The sequence below is a fragment of the Pseudomonas sp. stari2 genome (assembly GCF_040760005.1).
Classification (GTDB): domain Bacteria; phylum Pseudomonadota; class Gammaproteobacteria; order Pseudomonadales; family Pseudomonadaceae; genus Aquipseudomonas.
In genome coordinates this window covers 2363016-2387634 of sequence record NZ_CP099760.1, presented here as the reverse complement: position 1 = coordinate 2387634, position 24619 = coordinate 2363016, and the positions used below count along the sequence as shown (strand labels likewise).

Here is a 24619-nt window from a genome sequence, read left to right as displayed (position 1 = left end):
ACCCTTTGGCTTGTGAGGCCGATCCTATGGGGTTAGATTGAATAACTCAAATTCATATTTTTTATGCTTTGGATAACCAACTGGAATACGAACATGGATCTGGCCAACCTCAATGCTTTTATCGCGATTGCCGAGTCCGGAAGCTTCTCCGGCGCCGGTGAACGCCTGCACCTGACGCAACCGGCGATCAGCAAACGCATCGCCGGGCTGGAACAGCAATTGAATGTGCGGCTGTTCGACCGGTTGGGCCGTGAAGTGGGCCTGACCGAGGCCGGCCGGGCTCTGCTGCCACGGGCCTATCAGATTCTCAACGTGCTGGACGACACCCGCCGCGCCCTGACCAACCTGACCGGAGAAGTCTCGGGCCGCCTGACCCTGGCCACCAGTCACCACATCGGTCTGCACCGTTTGCCGCCCTTGCTGAGGGAGTACACCCGCCGTTACCCACAGGTAGCGCTGGATATTCAGTTCCTCGATTCGGAAGTGGCCTACGAGGAAATTCTCCATGGCCGCGCAGAACTGGCGGTCATTACCCTGGCACCGGAGCCACACACACTGGTCAAAGCCACGCCGGTCTGGGATGACCCGCTGGATTTCGTGGTCGCCCCGGAACACACATTGATCAGCAACGGCGCTGTCACATTGGCGGACATTGCCGGTCATCCGGCGGTTTTCCCCGGCGGCAACACCTTTACCCACCATATTGTCCAACGTCTGTTCGAGGCCCAGGGGCTGACGCCGAACATCGCAATGAGCACTAACTATCTGGAAACCATCAAGATGATGGTGTCGATTGGTCTGGCCTGGAGCGTTTTGCCGCGCACCATGCTCGATGAACAGGTGGCGCGCATACCTTTGCCGGGCATACAGCTCAGTCGCCAGCTAGGCTATATCCTGCACACCGAACGGACGCTGTCGAATGCTGCACGGGCGTTTATGGCCCTGCTGGACGCGCAAATCGATCTGCCAGGGACTCTCGGCTGACTTGTGCTACTCCTATAGAGCTGTCGTCCCTGTGCCTAACGCCCAATTCAGCTCAAGGCCACTTAACAATGCCGAAATCTGTTGACCGTATTCCGCCGATGCCGCGTATTCAGGCCATTGATCCACGGCGTTCCGAGCAGAGCTGGGAGAGCGCGCCACAATTGCTCGCGGCGCTCAATGGCGCCCGACTCGGCGCCTGGTATTGGGACATCGAACGCGGGCAGATCAGTTGGTCGCGGGGCACCCAGGCCTTGTTCGGCTTCGATCCACGGCAGCCGTTGCCCGAAGACCTGGAATACCTCGACCTGCTGCCGCCGGAAGACCGGGCGAAAACCGTTCGCGCCTTCCACGCGGTCATCGCCGGCGCGCCGCTGGAACAGGCGATGCACCACCGCATCCGCTGGCCCGATGGCAGCCTGCACTGGCTGGAGATCAATGGCAGCCTGCTGCCCGACAAGAACGGCCGGCCCCGAATGATCGGGGTGATCCGTGAAATCACCCACCAGCGGCAACGGGAACAAGCCCTCACCAGTTCGGAGAAGCGTTTCGCCACACTGTTTCACCTGTGCCCGAACATGGTGCTGCTGACCCGCCAGGAAGACGGCCTGATCAGCGAGGCCAACCAGTACTTCGAAAGTCTGTTCGGCTGGCCGGTACAAAGCGCTATTGGGCGCACTACCCTGGAACTGGGCCTGTGGGTGCATCCCGAGCAACGAGCAGAACTGGTCAAGAAAACCAAGGCCAAGGGCGAACTGATCAGCATGGAAGTGCAGTTTCGCGCCAGCAATGGTCAAGTCCATGACGGTATTCTCAGTGCGCAAAAGGTCGAGCTCGAAGGCCAGCCGTACCTGTTAAGCACGTTTCTCGACACCACCGAACGCAAAGCCGCCGAGCACGCGCTCAAGGACAGCCAGGAACGTCTCGATCTGGCGCTGGACTCTGCCCAGCTCGGCACCTGGGACTGGCACATTCCCAGCGGCATGCTTTACGGCTCGGCCCGGGCCGCGCAATTGCACGGACTGGAGCCGATTCCGTTTCATGAATCGTTCGACGAATTTTTCGAAGGGGTGCCCGGCGAAGAGCGCGACAGCATGCGCGACGCCTATCGCAGCCTGCGCGAGGGCCCGGCGGGCAATTATCAACTGACCTACCGCGTGCAACTGCCCGATGGCAGTTCGCGCTATCTGGAAAGCCGTGCCCGCCTCTATCGTGACGAAAACGGTGCGCCGCTGCGGATGGCCGGCACCCTGCTCGACATCACCGATCAAGTCGAACGCGAACAACGGCTGGTGGCTTCGGAAGAAAAATTCGCCACGCTGTTCCAGGTCAGCCCCGACCCGATCTGCGTGACCCGCCAGGAAACCGGGGAATTCATCGAAATCAACTCCAGCTTCAGCCAGACCTTCGGCTGGAGCGCCACTGACGTCATCGGCCACACCGCCGAAGAAATCGGCCTGTGGGATGCCTCGGCGAAAAGCCTGCAGCGCATCGAACGGGTGATCCGCGAACAGGGCTTGAGTAATGTTGCGATCATCGTCCGGCACAAGGATGGCCAGTCGCTGACGTGTGTAATTTCCAGCCGCCAGATCAGCGTCGGCAACCAGCCGTGCATCGTCACCACGTTGCGTGACATCACCCAACAACAGCGCTCGGAAGCGGCGCTCAAGGCCAGTGAAGAGAAGTTCGCCAAGGCGTTTCACTCGAGCCCCGACGCCATCACCATCACCGAACGCGACACCGGACGCTATATGGAGGTCAACGACGGTTTCTGCCGCCTGACCGGCTATCGCGCCGACGAAGTGGTGGGCAAAACCGTGTATCAGGTCGGTATCTGGGCCGAAGAAAAACAGCGTTCGGCACTGCTCGCCGAACTGCAGATCAAGGGCCGCGTGCATCATCAGGAAATGCTCGGGCGCAACAAGCGCGGCGAGATCCTGACGGTGGAAGTCTCGGTCGAACCGATCACCCTCAACGAAACCGCCTGCCTGTTGCTGACCGCCCGTGACGTCAGCCTGCTGAAGAATGCCGAAGCGCAGATCCGTCATCTGGCCTATCACGACCCGCTGACCAACCTGCCCAATCGCGCGCTGCTGATGGATCGTCTGAGTCAGCAGATCGCCCTGCTCAAACGCCACAACTTGCGCGGCGCGCTGCTGTTTCTCGATCTCGACCACTTCAAACACATCAACGATTCGCTCGGCCACCCGGTCGGCGACACGGTGCTGAAAATCATCACCGCGCGGCTTGAAGCCAGCGTACGCATGGAAGACACCGTGGCGCGGCTCGGTGGCGATGAATTCGTGGTGCTGCTCAGCGGCCTGGAAGGCACACGCAACGAAGTCAGCGCCCAGGTGCGCGAGTTGGCCGACACCATTCGCGAATTGCTCTCGGAGCCGATGTTCCTCGACGGCCAGCGCCTGCAAGTGACGCCGAGCATTGGTGTGGCGCTGATTCCCGATCACGGCTCGACCCCGACCGACCTGCTCAAACGCGCCGACATCGCGCTGTACCGGGCCAAGGATTCCGGGCGCAACACCACACAGATGTACCACAACACCATGCAGAAAGCGGCCAGCGAACGGCTGCGCATGGAGACCGACTTGCGCCTGGCGCTGTCCCGGGGGGAATTCGACGTTCATTACCAACCGCAGATCGACGCCCGGGACAATCGCATCATCGGCGCTGAAGCCCTGGTGCGCTGGAATCACCCGGAACTCGGCGCGCAATCGCCCGCCGAATTCATCAAGGTTCTGGAGGACAGCGGGCTGATTCTGGAGGTCGGCACCTGGATCCTCGACGAGGCGTGCGAAGCCTTCAAGCAATTGATCGCCGAACAGCTGATCGATCCTCTGGCCTTCACCCTGTGCGTGAACATCAGCCCCCGCCAGTTCCGTCAAAACGACTTCGTGGAGCGCATCGAGCACAGCATGAGCAGCCACGGCCTGCCATGCTCACTGCTGAAACTGGAAATTACCGAAGGCATCGTCATCCAGAACCTGGAAGACACCATCAGCAAAATGCGTCGCCTGAAAAAACTCGGCGTGAGCTTTGCCATGGACGATTTCGGCACCGGCTATTCATCGCTTACCTACCTGAAGCGATTGCCGGTGGACACGCTGAAGATCGATCAATCGTTTATCCGTGACGCTACCAGCGACCCCAACGACGCCGAAATCATCCGCGCCATCGTCGCCATGGCCCGCAGCCTGGAACTGGAAGTGATCGCCGAAGGCGTGGAAACCCCGGAGCAACTGGAATTCCTGCAAGGGCTGGGCTGCCATTTGTACCAGGGCTATCTGCACAGTCGGCCGTTGCCGCTGGAGGGGTTGAAAGGATTGCTGGAATGACGGGCACAAAAAAGGGCGCCTTTCGGCGCCCTTCTTCCCGGTCGGCTTATTGCAGGACCGGCTTCTCCACCCCGTTGATCGGGATGCGCTTGGCTTTCGCCTCTTCCGGGATCACTCGCAGCAGGTCAATGCTCAACAGACCGTTACGCAGGTCGGCAGCCTTGATCTCGATGTGATCGGCCAGACGGAAGGAGAGCTTGAATGCACGCTGGGCAATGCCCTGGTGCAGGAAAGTGACGCCTTCGTTCGCGTCACGCTTGCCGCCACTGATGGTCAGCACGCCTTTCTCGACTTGCAGTTCCAGGTCTTCTTCCTGGAAACCGGCCGCCGCTACGACGATGCGATATTGATCGTCACCGTGTTTTTCGACGTTGTAAGGCGGATAGCTGCTGCCTGGCTCGTTGCGCAGGGCAGTTTCGAACAGGTCGTTGAAACGGTCGAAACCTACCGAGGAACGGAACAGTGGAGCGAGGGAAAATGCAGTACTCATGGTTCAAATCTCCTGAAAACAATCAGCAAGTTTTTTTGTCTCCGCGACCCGAATTCGGCATCGCGTAACCCTTAGATAGGGACCTGCGTTTTGTTTTCAAGAGATTATTTGAAGATTTTTTCAGGCGGCCTCGGCGACCGGCAAACCCAGCAAGCGCGAGACCTGATCCGGCTCGGTTTCGCGGCGAAGCACGGTAAACAGCTCGGTGGCCTCGGGATAATTGCGGGTCAGCATCGCCAGCCATTGCTTCAAACGGCCCGGCGATTGGCGCGCAGTCATCTGCGCTTTGGCTTGCAGCCAGAAGTCCTGGATCAGCGGCATCAGCTCGGTCCAGGTCATCTCGACGACTTCCTCGCCGGCACGGGCGGCAGCGATCTGTTTGGCCAGATCGGGACGCGAAACCAGACCACGACCGAGCATGATGTCCTCGACACCGCTGATTTCCCGGCAACGGCGCCAGTCCTCGACGCTCCAGATGTCACCGTTGGCGAACACTGGAACCTTGACCACGTCCTGCACCCGCGGAATCCACTCCCAGTGGGCCGGCGGCTTGTAGCCGTCCATCTTGGTTCGGGCGTGAACCACGATGTGCTCGGCGCCGCCCTCGGCCAGCGCCGTGGCGCACACCAACGAGCCGTCCGGGCTGTCGAAACCCAGGCGCATCTTGGCGGTGACAGGAATGTGCGCCGGCACCGCACGTCGCACGTGCTCGACGATCTGGTTGAGCAGTTCCGGCTCCTTGAGCAGTACCGCGCCGCCACGGGACTTGTTGACCGTTTTCGCCGGGCAGCCGAAGTTCAGATCGATCACTTCAGAACCCAGTTCGCAAGCCAGCGCAGCGTTTTCCGCCAGGCACACCGGGTCGGAACCGAGCAACTGCACACGCAATGGCACGCCGGAAGCGGTGCGAGCACCGTTGAGCAGTTCAGGGCCGAACTTGTGGAAATAAGCCGGGGTCAGCAACTGATCGTTGACCCGGATGAACTCGGTCACGCACCAGTCAATACCGCCGACACGGGTCAGGACATCGCGCAGGATGTCGTCGACCAACCCTTCCATCGGCGCCAGAGCAATTTGCATGGGAAACACACACTCAAGGAAAAACGTGCGGCAGTTTACTGGGTTTCGCGGGTTAAACCCATGTCCGCTGTCTGGATGGCCGGGCCGTAGCCTTCGATGAACTCGGCGGGCATGCGCTTGGGCCTGCCGGTGGACAACTCGATGCAGACGAAGGTGGTCTGGGCGCGCAATAGCGTGGTGTTATCGCTGGGGCGAATCAGCTGGAAGTGACGAGTCATTTTCAGTCGCTGATCCCAATCGACGATCCAGGTCGCCAGTTGCAGTTCGTCGCCTTCGTAGGCGGCGGCCAGATAGTCGATTTCGTGCCGTACTACCGCCATCGCCCGGTCCAGACGACGGTACTCGACCAGATCCAGGCCCAGCCGCTGCGAGTGACGCCAGGCGCAACGTTCGAGCCAGGACACGTACACCGCGTTGTTCGCGTGCCCCAGCCCGTCGATGTCCTCGGCGCCCACTTGCAGATCAATGGTAAACGGCGTTGCCCGATCCCAGCCCATGCCCTACTCCCGGTCAAATGATTCAACCGGGGCAGTGTAACGGATGACTACGCCGATTGCCGCGCCTGAAGGCTGCGACCGGCCAGCAGTGATAACACGCCATCAATCACCCGAGGGTCGGCCAGCACGCGCTGGTGGCCGCCGGCTTCCAGGCGCAGCAATCGGCTGTCGAACCAGGATTCGTGGATCAGTTGGGATTCCTTGACCGAGACGAACGTGTCGTCCTCGGCGTGCACGATCAGACCTGGCATATCCAGTTGATAGTGAGCGACATCGAGGGTCGCGGCGCGCATGCCGACGTCCTGTTCGACTTGCCGAATGAAGGCAGAACGAGCTCTTGGCGGCATCCCGACGTAGCGGGCAAATCCGCGCAACACGCCCAGAATGCGAGCCGGTGCGGCAATACTGACCAGGGTTTCGGTGCGCAGCCCCAACTGCACCGCGAGCATGGCACTGGCACCACCCATGGAGTGGCCGATGACCGCTTGCAGTGGTGGCAACTCAGCAGCGGCTTCGAGCATGGCGCGGGCAAACAGTACGACGTTGGCTTCGCGCCCTGGCGAACAACCGTGGGCCGGACCGTCGAGAGCAACAACGGTGTAACCGGATTCGACCAGCGCCGTGATCAGCGCGGCAAACTGGGTTGGTCGCCCCTCCCAACCGTGCATCAGCAGAACCGTTGGGCCTTGCCCCCAGCGCAGCGCAGAGAGGCCGAAACGCAAAGTGATCCGCTCGGATTTCGCCAGCAGCGGCAATTCCCAATCCCGTGGCGCATTGGCGCGAGGGGTCATGAATGCCAGTCGCATTTTGCTTGCCACCAGTTTCGGTGCAAACCAGCCCAAGGTGCCATTAACGCCACGAACCCACTTCAACGTGCTCATCGCTCTCTCCTCGGGCTTGTAGCCTTCAGGTCAACGCACCGCCGACTTGGCAGCGCGCAGCAATCGATCAGATAAATCTCCAGGGCCCAACGCCCTCGCGAGCGCCAGACCACCCACCATCAAGGCCACGTCGGCCAACGCTTTATCGGTGTCTTCCGGCGTTGCGGCCAACTGCGCAATCATCAATTCCAAGTGTTCGTTCAATGCGATCCGGAACGCTTCTGGCAGACGCCCCAGCTCACCAATGGAGGCCGGAATCGGGCAGGCCGAATCGCTGGAATCGCGATGCTTGCGCGACAGGTAGAAAGCGGCCACCAGGGCGCGGCGCTCTTCACCGGTCAGCTCGCTGTCCATGTCGGCAATCAGGTCGCGACGGCGACCGAGCAATTGCTTGAACGCCTCAAGCATCATGGCGTCCTTGCTTTCGAAGTGTGCGTAGAAGCCACCGACGGTCAGGCCGGCCGCACCCATCACTTCGCCCACGCTCGGCTCAGCCGGGCCGCGCTGGATCAGTGCAGCGCTGGCGGCCTTGAGAATGCGTTCGCGGGTTTGAGCTTTCTTGTCGTTCATCGTCGCCTCCGAATATTACGATAGCAATATTATTCTCATAATAATATTCCGCAAGTCACGCGCGTGACCGCTGGTCTGAAGCACAGTGTTAAGGAAAAAGAGGATTTGGCCAAACGCCAGACAAACAAAAGGGCCATTCAATAATTGAATGACCCTTATAAATCCCGCATAGCGGGTAATCGTGGCGTCCCCTAGGGGACTCGAACCCCTGTTACCGCCGTGAAAGGGCGGTGTCCTAGGCCACTAGACGAAGGGGACACAAACCTTCTGTACAACTGATCAGTGCTGAGACCTGATCGATTCAAGGCCGGTGTGGCCAGACCTTGAACTGTAAATTGGTGGAGCTAAGCGGGATCGAACCGCTGACCTCCTGCATGCCATGCAGGCGCTCTCCCAGCTGAGCTATAGCCCCGGATTTTTCGCCTCACGGCGGAGCGACATCTTGCAACATCGCTTCTGTAAAACTGGCGTCCCCTAGGGGACTCGAACCCCTGTTACCGCCGTGAAAGGGCGGTGTCCTAGGCCACTAGACGAAGGGGACGCAAACCCTTCTATACAGCTGATCAACGCTGAGTGTTGATCGCTTCGAAACCGGTGTGGCCAGGCTTCGAAGTGTAAATTGGTGGAGCTAGACGGGATCGAACCGTCGACCTCTTGCATGCCATGCAAGCGCTCTCCCAGCTGAGCTATAGCCCCTCATCGTTGATGTCATCGCTGAGGACGGGGCGAATCTTAAGGGCGTATCGAAAGCCTGTCAAACTTATTTTTGAAAAATTTCAAAATTTTTTGTCGGCATAACAATCACTTACCGCCCTCCCCCCGTAAATTCGGGGGAAAACGCCGCAGGACGGGATCAAAAAATCCTGACCTGCGGCGCGTCCTGCAGACTCAAACGCAATCAGGCAATAGCGCCCAACAGCTTTTCCCACTCTTTGTTTTCTTTCTTCGACACGCCGCCCAGCAGGTCAAGCGCCTGGCGCAGACGGAAACGGGTCAGGTCCGGCCCGAGGATCTCCATTGCATCGAGCACCGACACCGAACTCGCCTGACCGGTGATTGCCGCGAACATCAGCGGCATCGCATCACGCAGCTTCAGCTCGAGGGATTCCACCACTGCCTGAATCGTCGCAGTGATGCTGTCCTTCTCCCACTGGCGCAGGCTTTCCAGTTTCCACAGGATCAACTGCATCAGTTGACGAACCTGATCACCCGAGAGCTTTTTCGACTCGAACAGCTTGGCATCCGGATTCACGCCACCGGCGAAGAAGAATCCGGCCAGCGGTGCAACCTGGCTGAAAGTTTCGACACGGCCCTGAACGTGCGGCGCGATCTTCATCATGTATTCAGAATTGAACGCCCACTTCTGTATGCGAGCGGCGAACTCTTCGACCGGCAGATCACGCAACCACTGACCGTTGAGCCACGACAGCTTCTCGATGTCGAAAATCGGCCCGCCCAGCGACACGCGCTTGAGGTCGAAGTTGTCGACCATTTCCTGCAGCGAGAACTTCTCGCGCTCGTCCGGCATCGACCAGCCCATGCGGCCCAAGTAGTTGAGCATCGCTTCAGGCATGAAGCCCATGCGCTCGTAGAACGTCACCGAGGTCGGGTTCTTGCGCTTGGACAACTTGCTCTTGTCCGGGTTACGCAGCAGCGGCATGTAGCACAGCTCCGGTTGTTCCCAGCCGAAGTATTCGTAAAGCAGGATCAGTTTCGGCGCCGATGGCAGCCACTCTTCACCGCGCAGCACGTGAGTGATGCCCATCAGGTGATCGTCGACCACGTTGGCCAGGAAGTACGTCGGCAGGCCGTCGGTCTTCATCAGCACCTGCATATCCATGCGATCCCACGGGATCTCGACATCGCCACGCAGCATGTCCGGCACCACGCAGACGCCTTCGGTCGGCACTTTCATGCGGATCACGTGCGGCTCGCCGGCAGCCAGGCGACGGGCGACTTCTTCCTTGGACAGCAACAATGCACGGCCGTCGTAACGCGGGGTTTCGCCACGAGCCATTTGCTCGGCGCGCATCTGGTCCAGTTCTTCAGCGGTGCAGAAGCACGGAAAGGCGTGGCCCATGTCGACCAGTTGCTGGCAGTACTTCTGGTAGATATCGCCGCGCTCGCTCTGACGGTAAGGACCGTGCGGGCCGCCGACGTCCGGGCCTTCGCTCCAGTCGATGCCGAGCCAGCGCAGAGCGTCGAAAATCTGCTGTTCGGACTCGCGGGTCGAACGCAACTGATCGGTGTCTTCAATGCGCAGGATGAACTCACCGCCGTGCTGCTTGGCAAAGCAGTAGTTGAACAATGCGATGTAGGCGGTACCTACGTGGGGATCCCCGGTAGGCGATGGCGCGATGCGAGTGCGGACGGTGGTCATGGCATGTCTCGAAAAGAATGAAAAGCAAAGAACAATCAAGCGGCGAATGGTAACAGGCGACACCCGCCCCGCTCCAGCGGGCAGGGCATTTAAGCCAATTTTGCGTCTGTAACGCCCGTAGGCCGTGGCGAATGGCTGAATATCAGCAGACGGCATTTACCGTTCATCGGCTGTATGCCAGATTCGCCTGCAGATAACTTTCCTTACAATTCCTCGACTACAGTTTGCCCATGCCTGCCCAACTCAAGCGTCGCCTGCTCATTTTCCTGCTGCTCGTCCTGCTGATTGCCGGGGGCTTTTTCGCTCATTGGTTTTTCAAAGGACGCTTTTATGAAAGCACCGACAACGCCTATGTCCAAGGTGAAATCACCCGCGTGTCGAGTCAGTTGAGCGCGCGCATCGACGAAGTCCTGGTGCAGGACAACCAGCACGTGGAAAAAGGCCAGTTGCTGGTCCGTCTCGAAGGTGACGACTTCCGCCTCGCCGTCGATCGCGCCAATGCCGCCCTCGCCACCCGTGAAGCCGAGCGCCTGCAGGCCCAGAGCAAACTGACCCAACAAGCCAGCCTGATCGCCGCCAGCGAAGCACAAGTGGCAACTACGCAAGCCACACTGGGTCGTTCGCAAATTGACCTGTCCCGCGCAGAAGCCCTGCGCAAACCCGGTTTCGTTTCCGAGGAGCGGGTCACCACCCTCTCCGCCGACAACCACATCGCCCGCTCGCAAGTGGCCAAGGCCCAGGCCGATGCGCAAAGTCAGCGCCAGCAGGTCAGCGCACTGAATGCCGAGATCAAGCGCCTCGACGCACAGATCGCCAACGCCCGCGCCGACCTCGCCCAGGCCGAACTGAACTTGACCCGCAGCGAAATCCACGCACCGATCAGCGGCCTCGTCGGCCAACGCGCCGCACGCAATGGCCAGATTGTTCAGGCCGGCGCGTATCTGCTGTCGATCGTCCCGGACGAAGACATCTGGGTGCAGGCCAACTTCAAGGAAACCCAGATCGGCCACATGCAACCGGGGCAGAAGGCCGAACTGGTCTTCGATGCCTATGGCGATACGCCGATCGAAGCCAGGGTCGACAGCCTGTTCGCGGCCTCCGGCGCGCAATTCAGTCTGTTGCCTCCGGACAATGCCACCGGCAACTTCACCAAGGTCGTACAGCGGATTCCGGTCAAGCTGACCTTCAAGGCCGATAACCCGCTGCACGGCAAGATCCGTCCGGGCATGTCGGTCACCGCCACCGTGAATATCAAAGACGCCCCAGACAATGGCCGGTGATCAACTGATCCGCCCGGTCGGCGAGCCGACCCGGCGGGACTGGATCGCGGTGATGAGCGTGATGCTCGGCGCCTTCATGGCGGTGCTCGACATCCAGATCACCAACTCGTCGCTCAAGGACATTCAAGGCGCACTGTCGGCGACCCTGGAAGAGGGCTCGTGGATTTCCACCTCGTACCTGGTGGCGGAAATCATCATGATTCCGCTGACTGCGTGGCTGGTGCAGTTGCTTTCAGCACGGCGCCTGGCGGTGTGGGTGTCGCTGGGGTTTCTGATTTCATCCTTGCTGTGTTCGATGGCCTGGAGCCTCGACAGCATGATCGTGTTCCGCGCCATGCAGGGTTTCACTGGCGGCGCGCTGATTCCGCTGGCCTTCACCCTGACCCTGATCAAACTCCCCGAACACCACCGCGCCAAAGGCATGGCGATGTTCGCCATGACCGCTACTTTCGCCCCCTCCATCGGCCCGACCCTCGGCGGCTGGCTCACGGAAAACTGGGGCTGGGAGTACATCTTCTATATCAACATTCCGCCGGGCCTGATCATGATCGCCGGTCTGATGTACGGCCTGGAGAAGAAAGAAGCCCATTGGGAACTGCTGAAAAGCACCGATTACACCGGCATTCTCACACTGGGTATCGGGCTTGGTTGCTTGCAGGTGTTTCTTGAAGAAGGTCATCGCAAGGACTGGCTGGAATCGAGCCTGATCGTGACGCTGGGTAGCATCGCCCTGCTGAGCCTGATCACCTTCGTCATTGTGCAGATCTCCAAGCCCAATCCGCTGATCAACCTGGGCATCCTGCGCAACCGCAATTTCGGTCTATCGAGCATTTCCAGCCTCGGAATGGGCGTCGGACTGTACGGTTCGATCTATTTGCTGCCGCTGTACCTGGCGCAGATCCAGAATTACAACGCGTTGCAGATCGGTGAAGTGATCATGTGGATGGGCGTGCCCCAGCTTTTCCTGATTCCGCTGGTGCCGAAGCTGATGAAGTTCGTGTCGCCCAAATGGCTATGCACACTGGGGTTTGGCCTGTTCGGATTGGCGAGTTTTTCATCCGGCGTGCTCAACCCGGACTTTGCCGGGCCGCAGTTCAATCAGATCCAGATCATCCGCGCCCTCGGCCAGCCGCTGATCATGGTGACCATTTCGCTGATCGCCACGGCTTACATCCTGCCGCAGGACGCGGGCTCGGCGTCGAGCCTGTTCAACATCCTGCGCAACCTCGGCGGCGCCATCGGCATCGCCCTGCTCGCGACATTGCTGGATGCTCGCACCAAGACCTATTTCGATTACCTGCGTGAAGCGGTGGTGCCCACCAACCCGCAGGTAGCCGAGCGCCTGGCGTCGATGACCGATCGCTTCGGCAGCGACACGGCGGCGCTGGGGAAATTAAGCGAGATCGTTCATCAGCAGGCGCTGATCATGGCCTACAACGATGCGTTTCGTTTCGTCGGGATTGCGCTGGGGATCAGCATGCTGGCGATCTTGCTGACCAAGAAACTGCCCGCCGGCCTGAAGGCCGGCGAGGCACACTGACTCGACTCAGACTGCCAAAAGCCGCTCGCGCAGCTTGGCGATCTCGTCGCGCATCTGCGCCGCTGCTTCGAACTCCAGGTCGCGAGCCAACTGGTACATCTTCTCTTCCAGTTGGCGGATGCGCTTGGTGATCTCGCTTGGCGAGCGCAATTCGGCTTCGTACTTGGCGTTTTCTTCGGCGGCCTTGGCCATGCCTTTGCGCTTCTTGCTGCGCGAGCCAGGCACAGTGGCGCCTTCCATGATGTCGGCGACGTCCTTGAACACGCCCTTCGGCGTGATGCCGTTGGCCAGGTTGAAGGCGATCTGCTTGTCGCGACGCCGCTCGGTTTCGCCGATAGCGCGCTCCATCGAACCGGTCATGCGATCCGCGTAGAGAATCGCCCGGCCATTGAGGTTACGTGCCGCACGCCCGATGGTCTGGATCAGCGAACGCTCGGAACGCAGGAAGCCTTCCTTGTCCGCATCGAGGATCGCCACCAGCGAGACTTCCGGCATGTCCAGGCCTTCACGCAGCAGGTTGATCCCCACCAGCACGTCGAAGGTGCCCAGGCGCAGGTCGCGGATGATTTCGACCCGCTCGACGGTGTCGATGTCCGAGTGCAGATAACGCACACGAATGCCGTGGTCGGCCAGGTAATCGGTCAGGTCTTCTGCCATGCGCTTGGTCAGCGTGGTGACTAGCACCCGCTCCTCCAGCGCTACCCGCTTGGTGATTTCCGACAAAAGATCGTCGACCTGAGTCAGCGCCGGTCGTACTTCAACCTGCGGATCGACCAGACCGGTCGGGCGCACCACTTGCTCGATCACCCGACCGGCGTGCTCGGCTTCGTAGTTGCCGGGCGTGGCCGAAACGAAAATCGTCTGCGGGCTCACCCCTTCCCACTCGTCGAAACGCATCGGCCGGTTATCCAGCGCCGATGGCAGGCGGAAACCGTATTCCACCAGTGTTTCCTTACGTGAACGGTCGCCCTTATACATCGCGCCGACCTGCGGCACGCTGACATGGGATTCGTCGATCACCAGCAACGCGTCGGCCGGCAGGTAATCGTAGAGGGTCGGCGGCGGCGCGCCAGCCGGACGGCCCGACAGGTAGCGCGAGTAGTTCTCGATGCCGTTGCAGTAGCCGAGTTCGAGGATCATCTCCAGGTCGAACCGGGTACGCTGCTCCAGCCGCTGAGCTTCCACCAGTTTGTTGTTGTTGCGCAGGTATTCCAGGCGCTCCTGCAACTCGACCTTGATCCCCTCGATGGCGTCGAGCAGGGTTTCCCGGGGCGTCACATAGTGGCTCTTCGGGTAGAAGGTGAATCGCGGCAGCTTGCGGATGACCTCGCCGGTGAGCGGGTCGAACGCGGAAATGCTCTCCACTTCGTCATCGAACAGCTCGATCCGGATCGCTTCGAGGTCGGACTCGGCCGGATAAATGTCGATCACGTCGCCGCGTACCCGAAACGTCGCCCGGGCGAAATCCATGTCGTTGCGGGTGTATTGCAGGTCGGCCAGACGCCGCACCAACGCACGCTGATCGAGCTTGTCGCCACGATCGACGTGCAACACCATTTTCAAATAGGTTTCCGGGCTGCCCAGACCGTAAATGCACGACACGGTCGTAACGATGATTGCATCCTTGCGCTCCAGCAAGGCCTTGGTCGCCGACAGACGCATCTGCTCGATGTGGTCGTTGATCGACGCATCCTTCTCGATGAAGGTGTCGGAAGACGGCACATAGGCTTCGGGCTGGTAGTAGTCGTAGTAGGAAACGAAGTATTCGACGGCATTGTTCGGGAAGAACGACTTGAACTCGCCATACAACTGCGCGGCCAGGGTCTTGTTCGGCGCCAGCACCAGGGTCGGACGCTGCACCTGCGCAATCACATTGGCGATGCTGAAGGTCTTGCCCGAACCGGTCACGCCGAGCAACGTCTGGTGCGCCAGCCCGGCTTCAATGCCCTCGACCATCTGGCGAATGGCTTCAGGCTGATCGCCGGCAGGGTCGAATCGGGTGACGAGCTGGAATTCAGACATAAACACCTCTGGAATCGCGACGCTGCGGGCAAACCGCAGCACCACGAGAAAGACCGCAAACGACCGATGTCGCGCAAGGAAAAACGAAGATTGTGCTGAATGTGGAGCCGATTGCCTCGCCTTTCAAGGCAAACGTCCTACATCCGGTAAAGTCTCCGACAAGTCCATTCGACTAACGGTCAAGAAATAATCGGAAAAACTTACCTGAAAACCCGATTCGCCTGTCGCCATTGATCGATGATGGCCTCTATACTAGCTCCCCGTTTGTGCACCGCTCTAGTGCATTCGGCTGGAGCGCCACACGTCCCTCCACTCTCCATTAGAGCTGCCGTAAAAATGAGCCTGTTCTCCGCTGTCGAAATGGCACCCCGCGATCCAATCCTGGGCCTCAACGAAGCATTCAACGCCGATACCCGGACCAATAAGGTCAACCTCGGGGTGGGTGTGTACTGCAACGAAGAGGGGCGAATTCCACTCCTGCGCGCCGTCATCGAAGCCGAAACCATTCGCGCCGCCCAGCACGCTTCCCGCGGCTACCTGCCGATCGACGGAATCGCGGCCTACGACCAGGCCGTGCAAAAGCTGCTGTTCGGCAATGATTCGCCACTGCTGGCGGCTGGCCGTGTTGTCACCACTCAGGCGGTCGGCGGGACCGGCGCACTGAAAATCGGTGCCGACTTCCTCAAGCAACTGCTGCCGAACGCCGTTGTGGCAATCAGCGACCCGAGCTGGGAAAACCACCGCGCGCTGTTCGAAACCGCCGGTTTCCCGGTGCAGAACTACCGTTACTACGACGCCGCCACCCACGACGTGAACCGTGCCGGCCTGCTTGAAGACCTCAACGCCCTGCCGAACGGCTCGATCATCGTGCTGCACGCTTGCTGCCACAACCCGACCGGCGTCGACCTGAGCCCGGCGGACTGGAACAACGTGCTGGAAGCGGTCAAGGCCAAAGGTCACGTGCCGTTCCTCGACATGGCTTACCAGGGTTTCGGTGACGGCATCGCCGAAGACGCCGCTGCCGTGCGTCTGTTCGCCGAATCCGGCCTGACCTTCTTCGTGTCGAGCTCGTTCTCCAAGTCGTTCTCGCTGTACGGCGAGCGCGTCGGCGCCCTGTCGATCGTCAGCGAGTCGAAAGAAGAAAGCGCCCGCGTTCTGTCGCAGGTCAAGCGCGTGATCCGCACCAACTACTCCAACCCGCCAACTCACGGTGCAAGCGTTGTCGCCGCTGTGTTGAACAGCCCGGAACTGCGCGCCCAGTGGGAAGCCGAACTGGCTGAAATGCGCCTGCGCATTCGCGGCATGCGCGAGCAGATGGTTGCTCTGCTGGCGAAGAAAGCCCCGCAGCGTGATTTCAGCTTCGTTGGCCGTCAGCGTGGCATGTTCTCCTACTCCGGCCTGACCACCGAGCAGGTTCACCGCCTGCGCAACGAGTTCGGTATCTACGCCCTGGACACCGGCCGCATCTGCGTCGCCGCGCTGAACCAGAGCAACATCGAACTCGTGACGGACGCCATCGTTCAGGTCATCTGATCTGACGCTGCACTGAAAACGGGAAACCTTCGGGCTTCCCGTTTTTATTTGTCTGAAGAAAAGCTGCAACACCCTCTAGACTGCACACAGACGATAATTCAGAGAATCGACATGAAAAACGATGACCTGCGCGCCGACCGCGATGAGCTGGACTACTATCCACCCCGCACCTCGGGCAAACGCGAAAAGAGCCTGGTACTGCAAGTGGCGGCCGGCGTGTTTCTCGGTGGACTGGCCCTTTGGCTGGTGCAACTGGCGGCCACGGCGCTGTACGCCAAACTGCTGATGGGCACCTTCACATTCGGTGGCTGAAAGCCGCTCAGCAAAAAAACATCCGGCAAAGCTTGACTAGTCTTTTTAAATCAGTAACATACGCACCAATTCCGCAATAGCTCAGTTGGTAGAGCAAGTGACTGTTAATCACTGGGTCCCTGGTTCGAGTCCAGGTTGTGGAGCCAAATACAGAGCCCCTGAATCGAAAGATTCAGGGGCTTTTTTGTGGGCGTTGAAAAAGTACGCGCCATAAAAAGGGCCGATCAGTTTCCCGACTGATCGGCCCTTTTCTGTTTCAAAAACAGCGATCAGACGTGCTCGCTGCTCTTGGCATGTACCTTTGGTGCGCCATGACCGTGATCCGAATCCGGATCGATCACCGGCACTTCATTGCCATCGCAGTCATGCAGCTTGCCATCGCTGAAGTAGTCGCCTTCACGCAGCGCCGCCAGATCCCGATAACGCAGGGTCCGCTCTTCCGCCGCCGCGAACACCGATTGCTGATCCGAGTTACCCGCCGTGAAGTGGTTGAACGCCAGGTTCAGCAGGATCGCCATGATCGCCGACGAGCTGATGCCCGAATGGAAAATGGTCGCGAACCAGCTCGGGAAGTGATCGTAGAAGTTCGGCGCGGCAATCGGAATCATGCCGAAGCCGATCGAGGTGGCGACGATGATCAGGTTGACGTTGTTGCGGTAATCAACCTTGGACAGCGTGCGAATGCCGCTCGCCGCCACGGTGCCGAACAGTACGATACCGGCGCCGCCGAGCACCGAAGTCGGTACTGCCGCGATGACCCGGCCCATGAACGGCAGCAGGCCGAGGATCACCAGGAAGATACCGCCGGTGGCCACCACATAACGGCTCTTGATCCCGGTCACCGCCACCAGCCCGACGTTCTGGGCGAAGGCGCTCTGGGTGAACGAGCCGAAGATCGGCGCAAACATGCTCGACAGCATGTCCGCCCGCAGACCATTGCCCAGACGCTTGGAGTCGACCTTGGTGCCGATGATTTCACCGACCGCCAGGATGTCCGCCGAGGTTTCCACCAGGGTCACCATGACCACGATGCACATCGACAGGATTGCAGCGAAGTGGAAGGTCGGCATGCCGAAATGGAACGGTGTCGGGAAGCCGAACATCGGGCCCTGGGTGACGTTGGAGAAGTCCGCCATGCCGAGGAACACCGCCAGCACCGTGCCGATCACCATGGCCAACAGGATCGACAGACGCGAGATGGTTGAGCTGCCGACTTTGCTCAGCAGCAACACCAACACCAGCGTGACCGCCGCCAGACCAATGTTCTGCATGCTGCCGAAGTCAGGCGCGTGACTGTTGCCGCCCATGGCCCAGCGTGCAGCCACCGGCATCAGCGTCAGACCGATGGTGGTGATCACGATGCCCGTGACCAGCGGCGGGAAAAACTTGGTGATTCGTGAAAACACCGGCGTGATCAGCAAGCCAATCAGCGACGCCGCGATCACCGCGCCAAGTACCGACTGAAAGCCGCCCTCCCCACCGCTGCTGACAATCGCCACCATCGTGGCAACACCGGAGAACGACACGCCCTGCACCAGCGGTAACTGACATCCGAAAAACGGTAGACCCAGGGTTTGCAGCAACGTGGCCAGCCCCCCCGCAAACAATGAAGCAGCAATCAACAGACCAATGTCCGCGGGCGAAAGCCCGGCGGCCTGACCGATGATCAATGGCACCGCGACGATACCGCCATACATGGTCAGAACGTGTTGCAGGCCGTAAGCCATATTCGCGCCGACCCCGAGATTCTCGTCCTCGGGCCGTTGGTGTGAAACATGGGGCGTTTTCATGGTGGGGGAGTTCCCTGGTTTTTGTTATGCGCACACTGTATGCAAGAGTCAGGACAAATGTCCATATACTTGTATACAACTTATCAGTCACATAATGGTTAGCTAGCCACCCAACCTTCTATCTCGCTGCTTTAGTCCCCCACAAATCCGGCAACACATCGTTGACTGCCCCCCCTTTTTATCCACCTAGGCTGAAGTGTTCATGGCGACCGACGGCGCGGTCGCACTCTTTTTTATACATATAAAGTATGCATAATGAAGTCATTCAAGATTCAGTTCGACAAAAGCAAGAATGCTGCCAACAAACTCAAGCACAGAGGGATCAGCCTCGCCGAGGCTGAACCGGTCTTCTACGACGACCGAGCACTGACGATTGAAGACAACGACCATGACGAGCAACGCTGGATCACACTCGGCAACGACGGCAAAGGACGTTTGCTGGTTGTTGCGTACAGTTACCGCGAACCGAATTTCGTTCGAATCATTTCCGCACGTGTCGCTACACCGAGCGAACGTCGCAAATATCTTCTGGAGGCTTGACCTATGAAAGACGAATACGACTTCTCTCAGGGAAAACGCGGCGCATTGGCGTCCAACAAGGGTAAGACGCGCATCACCATCATGCTTGATGATGCAGTCATCGAGGCCGCACGTACGGTCGCCGAAGAGGAAGGGTTTGGTTATCAGACGGTAATCAACAACACCCTGCGCCACGCATTACTTAACAGCCGTGGCGCCACCGATGAACTCGAGCACTCCAGCGGGCAATTCAAGCAAGGAATCACCGCCACCGACCTCAAAAGTCTTGAGAAAAAACTGTCGGCAGCAGTGAACGAGATCCGCCGGGTGCTGGAGCCGGAGGCAAAACCTTAGACTTCAAACCGGTTGAATCAAGCGCGCCAGCGCCAGACGCGCACCGGGCTGGTGCGGCAAGCGCAGGCCGAACTCCCTTTCCAGCAGTTCGATCAGTTCATCGATATCCGTTACCTCACGCCGCTCGCTCTCGGCGCCCATGCGGTGGATCGCGAAACTGCCGTTGTTCAACGTGCGCCGCCAGCCGTCGCCGGTACGCGCGACCATCAGGCGCTGAGCGAACGGTGAATCCGGATGAGTCGAGACGTACCAGTTGCCGAGGGTGTAATCGATGTCTTCCTGGCGTTGCAGGTCGAACAGGTACATCGGCCGCCATTCGCCAGCGACCCTGGCCCGCAACATGTAGCCATCGGCCTGCACTTCGATGCGATAAGGCTCGTGGGGTGTGGACTGCTCGGCCTCGGTATCCAGAATCAGCGGAGCAGTCGGGACCATGCCGCCAAAACCCACGTCGGTGATGTACCGCACGCCGTCCAGGGTCACCAGACTCAAACGGTGAGTCCGTGCCGTCCAGCTGCCTTCGGGCTCATTCATGACCACACGGCCGCTGATGCCTCGTGCATCGAACCCCAGCTCCAGCAACAAGGCCAGAAACAGATTGTTGAGTTCGTAGCAGTAACCGCCACGGGTATCCTCCAGAACCTTGCGCTGTATTGACGGCAGATCGATCAGTACAGGTTCGCCGCTGAGCGTCGAAAGATTCTCGAAGGGAAATGCCCCGGTATGGCGCAACTGCAACAGGCGCAGCGTTTCGAGGGTCGGTGCCGGGGGCGTGTCGAATCCCAACCGTTGCAGATACTGTTCCAGATTCGTCAGGCGTGGCTCGCTCATTGCTCGGTCCTTATGCATGGAGACGCGGATCACTCCGCCGATGGTCGCCATGTATACGGGATCAGAGCCCCGGATCGACAATTGAAATAACCAATCGCCTGTCAGCGTTTCTTGCGTGAGCCAATTCGAATCCAGGTCGGCGCATGATCACTGGCATGGGGCTCGTTCCGCACCCAGGCATCGACGCCTGCCTCCAGCAAATAGGGCGTCAATGCCGGATTGAGCAGCAAATGGTCGATGCGCAATCCGGAGTTCTTCTGCCAGTGCTGGCGGAAGTAATCCCAGAACGTGTACAGCCGATCTTCGGGATACAGGTGCCGCAACGAATCCGTCCAGCCCTGATCCAGCAGACGCTGGTAGCACTCTCGGCTTTGCGGTTGCAACAGCGCATCCTTGAGCCACGAGCGGGTGTTGTAGATATCCAGATCAGTGGGCACTACATTGTAATCGCCGGCCAGCACCACCGGGTGATCGCTGCTTTGCAAAGCCTGGGCGTAGGTGATCAGGCGCTCGAACCAGGCCAGTTTGTAATCGAACTTCGGCCCCGGTTGCGGATTGCCATTGGGCAGATACAGGCACCCCACCAACACCCCGTGCACCGCCGCTTCGAGATAGCGACTGTGTTTATCGTCAGGATCGCCGGGCAGACCGCGCCGGCTCTCCAGCGGTTGCGCATCGCGGGCAAGAATCGCCACGCCGTTCCATGACGCCTGACCGTGCCAGATGGCACCGTAACCGGCGGCCTCCAGATCGGCGGCAGGAAACGCGCCGTCCACCATTTTGAGTTCCTGTAAACAGACGATGTCCGGCTGCTCGCGCCTGAGCCACTCCAGCAGATTCGGCAGACGGGCACGCAGGCCGTTGACGTTGAACGTGGCAATCCGCATTTTTTTCATCGTCCGTGTTCCTGCTGTTGACCGATAAAAACTGTGACATCAGCCCCCCCGCGACGGTTGCGTGGGATCCTTTCCATACGGCGTAATAGGGCCTCGCCTGATCCGTCGAGAATCGCCACATGCACACCACACTGCAAGGCCAGGGCATCGTCCTGCGCCCTCTCCAATACACCGATGCCGACGCCCTGCTCCACGCTGCAGCCGACGGCGAGTTATGGAATCTCACCGTCACCGTGGTGCCGTCGGCGAGCACTGTCGACAGCTATCTGAAAAAGGCCCTCGACGGGCGTGAGGCCGGCACGGTCATGCCGTTTGCAATTGTGTTGAAAAAGACCGGTGAAGTGATCGGCTCGACTCGTTTCTGGAAGATAGACCCGCTCAATCGCAAACTGGAGATCGGCAGCAGTTGGATCGCGGCACGCTTTCAGAAAACCTTCGTCAACACCGAGGCCAAGTACCTGATGCTGCGCCACGCCTTCGAGGTGCTTGATTGCGTGCGCGTGCAATTCACCACCGACGAAAACAACCAGAAATCACGCCATGCGATCCTGCGCCTGGGCGCACAACAGGAAGGCATCGTGCGACACGAGCGGATCATGCCCGACGGCCGCAAGCGCAACTCGGTGCGCTTCAGCATCATCGATGACGAATGGCCGCAGGTGCGTCAGAACCTCGAACAGAAACTTGCCGGATACAAACACCACTGATCCGATTCAGGCGCGATTGCGCAGCCACTGCAGGAAGCCTCTTTTCGGTGCGGCTACCGGCGTTTCCTGAGTCAGCGCCTGCGCCTTGAGCAGGCGGAAATCGAGCAGCGCCTTCATTGCATCGTTGATGTCATGACGAGCATCCAGGCAAGGCTTGAGATACGACTTCTCGATGCGGTACAGAGCGCAGAACGTCTTGGCGGAAAAGTCGGCCGGCAACGAGGTATCGGAAAGAATCCCGGCCTCGCCGATCACTTCTCCCGGTCCCATGCGCCCTGATTCGAACGGAACGCCGTGCCGGTTCAAAGTCACCGAGACCACACCGGACTCGACGATGAACAGGTGGTCGCTGACCTCGCCGCCCGCCAGAATGATCTCGCCGGCGCGGAAGGTTTGCAGGGCCATGTTCTGGCTGAAGGTCTCTTTCTCTTCCTGGCGCAGGGTCGAGAAGATCGGCGAACTGTCGAGCAGCGCCCGTGGCCGTGAGAGATGGGCCGGGGCGGCGGGTTCATCGCTCGACAACAGATTGACCCCGGACGCCTGCAAGTGTCGGTAAGCCAGATCGAACAACTGATTGCGCACTGCACGCTTCTCGCTCATCGAAGCCACGAAGCCGCTGATCTCGTACTCCGCGCCGGCACTGCTCGAGCTCTTCAACGCGAAGCTTGGCGCCGGGCTGTCCAGCAACGGGCGACAGCCCTGCATCGCCCGTTCCAGTGCATCGATCACCGAATTCGGCCGAGCATGGGGGCTGACCTGCACGCTGACGGAAACGCCGAACATGTTGCTCGGCCGGCTGAAGTTGATGATCTTGGCCTTGGCCGCCAGCGAGTTGGGAATCACCGCCATGCTGCCCTGAGAAGTCTGCAGGCGTGTGGCGCGCCAATCGATGTCGGTGACCCGCCCTTCGGTGCCATCGATGGAAATCCAGTCATCGAGCTGGTACGGCTTGGTGGTGTTCAAGACAATCCCGGAGAACACGTCGCTCAAGGTGCTCTGCAACGCCAGACCGACGATGATCGCCAAGGCCCCGGACGTGGCCAGCACGCCTTTGACCGGCAGGTCCAGCACATAGGCCAGTGCTGCAATAATGGCGATCAGGAAAATCACCGCGCCGAGCAGATCCTGCAACAACCGCCCGGTGTGTCCGACTCGCTGCATCATCACCGCCCCGATCAACACCGTCAGGGTGCGCGCACCGAACAGCCACCAGCCGATCTGCAACCCGGTCGCTGCCAGATGCAGCGGCACGTTGTCGGCCCACGGCGCTGGTTCCATCGGATTGAGGCCTTCGTTGAACAGCAGCACGCTGAACAGGCTGAAAATCAGCACCCGCACCAGCAGCTTCCATTCGCTGCCCCGGGAGCTGATCAGGCGCCACAGGCCCAGGTCGAGCAGGATCAGGATCAACGCGCAGAACAACGGATGTTCAGTCAGCAGAGACAGCATCAAACAACTCCGACAGAGGTCAATCGCGAGAAGATCGCACAGATTGGGCTTAGTGTAGGAGCAATTGATTTGGCGGGATAAGGGCGATTGAATGCCCCTCTGAAAAAAACTGTGGGAGCCAGCACGCTGACTCCCACAATGTCGATCTACGCAGGCATCCGTCCGAACCGGCCAGACTGGAAATCAACGAACGCCTGGTGAATTTCCTGCTCGGTATTCATCACGAACGGGCCGTGACCGACGATCGGCTCATCGATGGGCTCGCCACTGAGCAGCAACACCATCGCATCTTCGCTGGCCTCAAGCGTCAGGCGGTCCCCCTCACGCTCGAACAACGCCAGTTGCCCTACGCCCGCCGACTCCTCGCCGTTGATCCGGACCGAGCCACGCAGCACCACCAGCGCAGTGTTGCGGCCTTCGTGCAGCTTCAGCGTCAGCAACTTGCCGGCATTGAGGCGCAGGTCCCAGACGTCGATTGGCGTAAAGGTCCGGGAAGGCCCCTTGTGACCGTCGAATTCACCCGCGATCAGACGCAGGTTGCCGGCACCGTCCCGGAGGGCGACGTTCGGGATATCGCTATCGAGAATAGTCTGGTAACCCGGGGCGGCCATTTTGTCTTTGGCCGGGAGGTTGACCCACAGCTGCACCATTTCCAGGTTGCCACCCGTTCTGGCGAAATCTGCGGAATGAAACTCCTCGTGCAGGATTCCGGAAGCAGCGGTCATCCACTGCACGTCGCCGGGGCCGATCTTGCCACCGCTGCCCGTGGAATCGCGGTGCTCCACTTCGCCGTCATAAACGATGGTCACGGTTTCGAAACCACGGTGTGGATGCTGACCCACCCCACGCCGTTCAGTGGTCGGGGTGAAATGCGCGGGACCTGCGTGATCGAGCAGCAGGAACGGGCTGATGTGCTTGCCCAGGTTGTCGTAGGAAAACAGGGTACGCACCGGAAACCCATCGCCGACCCAGTGGCCGCGAGGGCTGGTGTAGATACCGATGAGGTTTTTCATGGTGGGCTCCGAATTGAGGTTGATCATGGACTGATCATAAATTCGCCACGTATTTAGCACTAGTCAGCCAAAACCGGCCTCATCGTTCTACGGATGGAACGATACTCCATCCAACGATTCGTGATTTTTGATCAACAGTACTTT

At 59.7% G+C, this 24619-nt stretch carries 21 protein-coding genes and 5 tRNA genes; 10 read left to right on the top strand and 16 right to left on the bottom strand.

All coding sequences use genetic code 11. The annotated features are described in order from the left end of the window. Positions 1–93 precede the first annotated feature (93 nt). Together NH234_RS10815 and NH234_RS10810 are read left to right on the top strand one after the other, a co-directional pair. Positions 94–984 (top strand): LysR family transcriptional regulator, encoded by an 891-nt coding sequence (locus tag NH234_RS10815; RefSeq protein ID WP_085732475.1) that lies wholly within the window; start codon positions 94–96, stop codon positions 982–984. A 68-nt stretch (positions 985–1052) separates the two neighbouring features. Beyond that, complete coding sequence (locus NH234_RS10810; RefSeq protein ID WP_367256468.1) at positions 1053–4331, top strand: PAS domain S-box protein; 3279 nt, start codon at positions 1053–1055, stop codon at positions 4329–4331. Positions 4332–4377: 46 nt separating this feature from the next. On the opposite strand, the gene NH234_RS10805 is transcribed toward NH234_RS10810, so the two are convergent. From NH234_RS10805 to gltX, 10 genes are all read right to left on the bottom strand, one after another. Beyond that, positions 4378–4821, bottom strand: a complete 444-nt coding sequence (locus NH234_RS10805; protein WP_085732473.1) for an Hsp20 family protein — start codon at positions 4819–4821, stop codon at positions 4378–4380. 120 nt (positions 4822–4941) lie between these two features. Beyond that, a complete protein-coding gene (locus NH234_RS10800) occupies positions 4942–5901 on the bottom strand; it encodes a tRNA-dihydrouridine synthase (RefSeq protein WP_085732472.1) in 960 nt (319 codons plus the stop codon). Between the two features lie 35 nt (positions 5902–5936). Continuing rightward, complete coding sequence (locus NH234_RS10795) at positions 5937–6398, bottom strand: thioesterase family protein (RefSeq protein WP_085732471.1); 462 nt, start codon at positions 6396–6398, stop codon at positions 5937–5939. Positions 6399–6445: 47 nt separating this feature from the next. Further along, the gene (locus NH234_RS10790; protein ID WP_367256467.1) at positions 6446–7279 is read right to left on the bottom strand and encodes an alpha/beta fold hydrolase; all 834 of its coding nucleotides are present in this window, start codon (positions 7277–7279) and stop codon (positions 6446–6448) included. 30 nt (positions 7280–7309) lie between these two features. Beyond that, positions 7310–7849 carry a TetR/AcrR family transcriptional regulator gene (locus NH234_RS10785; RefSeq protein WP_011333341.1) on the bottom strand — a complete coding sequence of 180 codons (540 nt, stop codon included), beginning with the start codon at positions 7847–7849 and terminating at the stop codon, positions 7310–7312. Between the two features lie 182 nt (positions 7850–8031). Further along, a tRNA-Glu gene (locus NH234_RS10780) sits at positions 8032–8107 on the bottom strand. A gap of 78 nt (positions 8108–8185) precedes the next feature. After that, positions 8186–8261: transfer RNA gene (locus NH234_RS10775), tRNA-Ala, on the bottom strand. A gap of 53 nt (positions 8262–8314) precedes the next feature. Next, positions 8315–8390: transfer RNA gene (locus tag NH234_RS10770), tRNA-Glu, on the bottom strand. A gap of 79 nt (positions 8391–8469) precedes the next feature. Continuing rightward, positions 8470–8545 (bottom strand) — tRNA-Ala (locus NH234_RS10765). 202 nt (positions 8546–8747) lie between these two features. Continuing rightward, positions 8748–10229, bottom strand: a complete 1482-nt coding sequence (gene gltX / locus NH234_RS10760) for a glutamate--tRNA ligase (protein WP_085732468.1) — start codon at positions 10227–10229, stop codon at positions 8748–8750. Positions 10230–10459: 230 nt separating this feature from the next. On the opposite strand from gltX, the gene NH234_RS10755 reads away from it, so the two are divergent. After that, positions 10460–11509, top strand: a complete 1050-nt coding sequence (locus tag NH234_RS10755) for an HlyD family secretion protein (RefSeq protein WP_085732467.1) — start codon at positions 10460–10462, stop codon at positions 11507–11509. 49 nt (positions 11510–11558) lie between these two features. Then, the gene (locus NH234_RS10750) at positions 11559–13049 is read left to right on the top strand and encodes an MDR family MFS transporter (protein WP_170929632.1); all 1491 of its coding nucleotides are present in this window, start codon (positions 11559–11561) and stop codon (positions 13047–13049) included. Between the two features lie 6 nt (positions 13050–13055). Here the strand turns inward: NH234_RS10750 and uvrB are convergent, their stop codons facing one another. After that, positions 13056–15071, bottom strand: a complete 2016-nt coding sequence (uvrB, locus tag NH234_RS10745) for an excinuclease ABC subunit UvrB (protein ID WP_085732465.1) — start codon at positions 15069–15071, stop codon at positions 13056–13058. Positions 15072–15407: 336 nt separating this feature from the next. Between uvrB and NH234_RS10740 the strand changes: the two genes are divergently transcribed. From NH234_RS10740 to NH234_RS10730, 3 genes are all read left to right on the top strand, one after another. After that, a complete protein-coding gene (locus NH234_RS10740; protein WP_367256466.1) occupies positions 15408–16604 on the top strand; it encodes an amino acid aminotransferase in 1197 nt (398 codons plus the stop codon). A 111-nt stretch (positions 16605–16715) separates the two neighbouring features. Further along, the gene (locus NH234_RS10735; RefSeq protein ID WP_065257405.1) at positions 16716–16916 is read left to right on the top strand and encodes a hypothetical protein; all 201 of its coding nucleotides are present in this window, start codon (positions 16716–16718) and stop codon (positions 16914–16916) included. Positions 16917–16986: 70 nt separating this feature from the next. Beyond that, positions 16987–17062 (top strand) — tRNA-Asn (locus NH234_RS10730). 123 nt (positions 17063–17185) lie between these two features. Here NH234_RS10730 and NH234_RS10725 read toward each other — a convergent pair. Next, on the bottom strand, positions 17186–18706 hold the full coding sequence (locus NH234_RS10725) for a nucleobase:cation symporter-2 family protein (protein WP_085700168.1): 1521 nt from the start codon (positions 18704–18706) through the stop codon (positions 17186–17188). Between the two features lie 255 nt (positions 18707–18961). On the opposite strand from NH234_RS10725, the gene NH234_RS10720 reads away from it, so the two are divergent. Both NH234_RS10720 and NH234_RS10715 read left to right on the top strand, forming a co-directional pair. Beyond that, on the top strand, positions 18962–19246 hold the full coding sequence (locus NH234_RS10720) for a BrnT family toxin (protein ID WP_085732464.1): 285 nt from the start codon (positions 18962–18964) through the stop codon (positions 19244–19246). 3 nt (positions 19247–19249) lie between these two features. Further along, the gene (locus NH234_RS10715; protein ID WP_085732463.1) at positions 19250–19579 is read left to right on the top strand and encodes a BrnA antitoxin family protein; all 330 of its coding nucleotides are present in this window, start codon (positions 19250–19252) and stop codon (positions 19577–19579) included. Between the two features lie 3 nt (positions 19580–19582). On the opposite strand, the gene NH234_RS10710 is transcribed toward NH234_RS10715, so the two are convergent. Then, complete coding sequence (locus NH234_RS10710) at positions 19583–20410, bottom strand: arylamine N-acetyltransferase (RefSeq protein WP_367256465.1); 828 nt, start codon at positions 20408–20410, stop codon at positions 19583–19585. A 101-nt stretch (positions 20411–20511) separates the two neighbouring features. Continuing rightward, positions 20512–21306, bottom strand: a complete 795-nt coding sequence (xth, locus tag NH234_RS10705) for an exodeoxyribonuclease III (protein WP_085732461.1) — start codon at positions 21304–21306, stop codon at positions 20512–20514. Between the two features lie 119 nt (positions 21307–21425). Here xth and NH234_RS10700 point away from each other — a divergent pair, with 119 nt between their 5' ends. Continuing rightward, entirely contained in the window at positions 21426–22013 is a 588-nt protein-coding gene (locus NH234_RS10700; RefSeq protein ID WP_367256464.1) for a GNAT family N-acetyltransferase, read from the top strand. A gap of 6 nt (positions 22014–22019) precedes the next feature. Here NH234_RS10700 and NH234_RS10695 read toward each other — a convergent pair whose 3' ends face one another. Both NH234_RS10695 and NH234_RS10690 read right to left on the bottom strand, forming a co-directional pair. After that, positions 22020–23462, bottom strand: coding sequence for a mechanosensitive ion channel domain-containing protein (locus NH234_RS10695; RefSeq protein ID WP_367256463.1), 1443 nt, complete (start codon positions 23460–23462; stop codon positions 22020–22022). 146 nt (positions 23463–23608) lie between these two features. Continuing rightward, positions 23609–24475, bottom strand: a complete 867-nt coding sequence (locus NH234_RS10690) for a pirin family protein (protein WP_367256462.1) — start codon at positions 24473–24475, stop codon at positions 23609–23611. Positions 24476–24619: the final 144 nt, after the last annotated feature.

Bases quoted from the DNA above. Each gene is read 5' to 3' on its own strand.
- NH234_RS10815 (WP_085732475.1), top strand. From the start codon at position 94: ATGGATCTGGCCAACCTCAATGCTTTTATCGCGATTGCCGAGTCCGGA.
- NH234_RS10810 (WP_367256468.1), top strand. From the start codon at position 1,053: ATGCCGAAATCTGTTGACCGTATTCCGCCGATGCCGCGTATTCAGGCC.
- NH234_RS10805 (WP_085732473.1), bottom strand. From the start codon at position 4,821: ATGAGTACTGCATTTTCCCTCGCTCCACTGTTCCGTTCCTCGGTAGGT.
- NH234_RS10800 (WP_085732472.1), bottom strand. From the start codon at position 5,901: ATGCAAATTGCTCTGGCGCCGATGGAAGGGTTGGTCGACGACATCCTG.
- NH234_RS10795 (WP_085732471.1), bottom strand. From the start codon at position 6,398: ATGGGCTGGGATCGGGCAACGCCGTTTACCATTGATCTGCAAGTGGGC.
- NH234_RS10790 (WP_367256467.1), bottom strand. From the start codon at position 7,279: ATGAGCACGTTGAAGTGGGTTCGTGGCGTTAATGGCACCTTGGGCTGG.
- NH234_RS10785 (WP_011333341.1), bottom strand. From the start codon at position 7,849: ATGAACGACAAGAAAGCTCAAACCCGCGAACGCATTCTCAAGGCCGCC.
- gltX (WP_085732468.1), bottom strand. From the start codon at position 10,229: ATGACCACCGTCCGCACTCGCATCGCGCCATCGCCTACCGGGGATCCC.
- NH234_RS10755 (WP_085732467.1), top strand. From the start codon at position 10,460: ATGCCTGCCCAACTCAAGCGTCGCCTGCTCATTTTCCTGCTGCTCGTC.
- uvrB (WP_085732465.1), bottom strand. From the start codon at position 15,071: ATGTCTGAATTCCAGCTCGTCACCCGATTCGACCCTGCCGGCGATCAG.
- NH234_RS10740 (WP_367256466.1), top strand. From the start codon at position 15,408: ATGAGCCTGTTCTCCGCTGTCGAAATGGCACCCCGCGATCCAATCCTG.
- NH234_RS10735 (WP_065257405.1), top strand. From the start codon at position 16,716: ATGAAAAACGATGACCTGCGCGCCGACCGCGATGAGCTGGACTACTAT.
- NH234_RS10725 (WP_085700168.1), bottom strand. From the start codon at position 18,706: ATGAAAACGCCCCATGTTTCACACCAACGGCCCGAGGACGAGAATCTC.
- NH234_RS10720 (WP_085732464.1), top strand. From the start codon at position 18,962: ATGAAGTCATTCAAGATTCAGTTCGACAAAAGCAAGAATGCTGCCAAC.
- NH234_RS10715 (WP_085732463.1), top strand. From the start codon at position 19,250: ATGAAAGACGAATACGACTTCTCTCAGGGAAAACGCGGCGCATTGGCG.
- NH234_RS10710 (WP_367256465.1), bottom strand. From the start codon at position 20,410: ATGAGCGAGCCACGCCTGACGAATCTGGAACAGTATCTGCAACGGTTG.
- xth (WP_085732461.1), bottom strand. From the start codon at position 21,306: ATGAAAAAAATGCGGATTGCCACGTTCAACGTCAACGGCCTGCGTGCC.
- NH234_RS10700 (WP_367256464.1), top strand. From the start codon at position 21,426: ATGCACACCACACTGCAAGGCCAGGGCATCGTCCTGCGCCCTCTCCAA.
- NH234_RS10695 (WP_367256463.1), bottom strand. From the start codon at position 23,462: ATGCTGTCTCTGCTGACTGAACATCCGTTGTTCTGCGCGTTGATCCTG.
- NH234_RS10690 (WP_367256462.1), bottom strand. From the start codon at position 24,475: ATGAAAAACCTCATCGGTATCTACACCAGCCCTCGCGGCCACTGGGTC.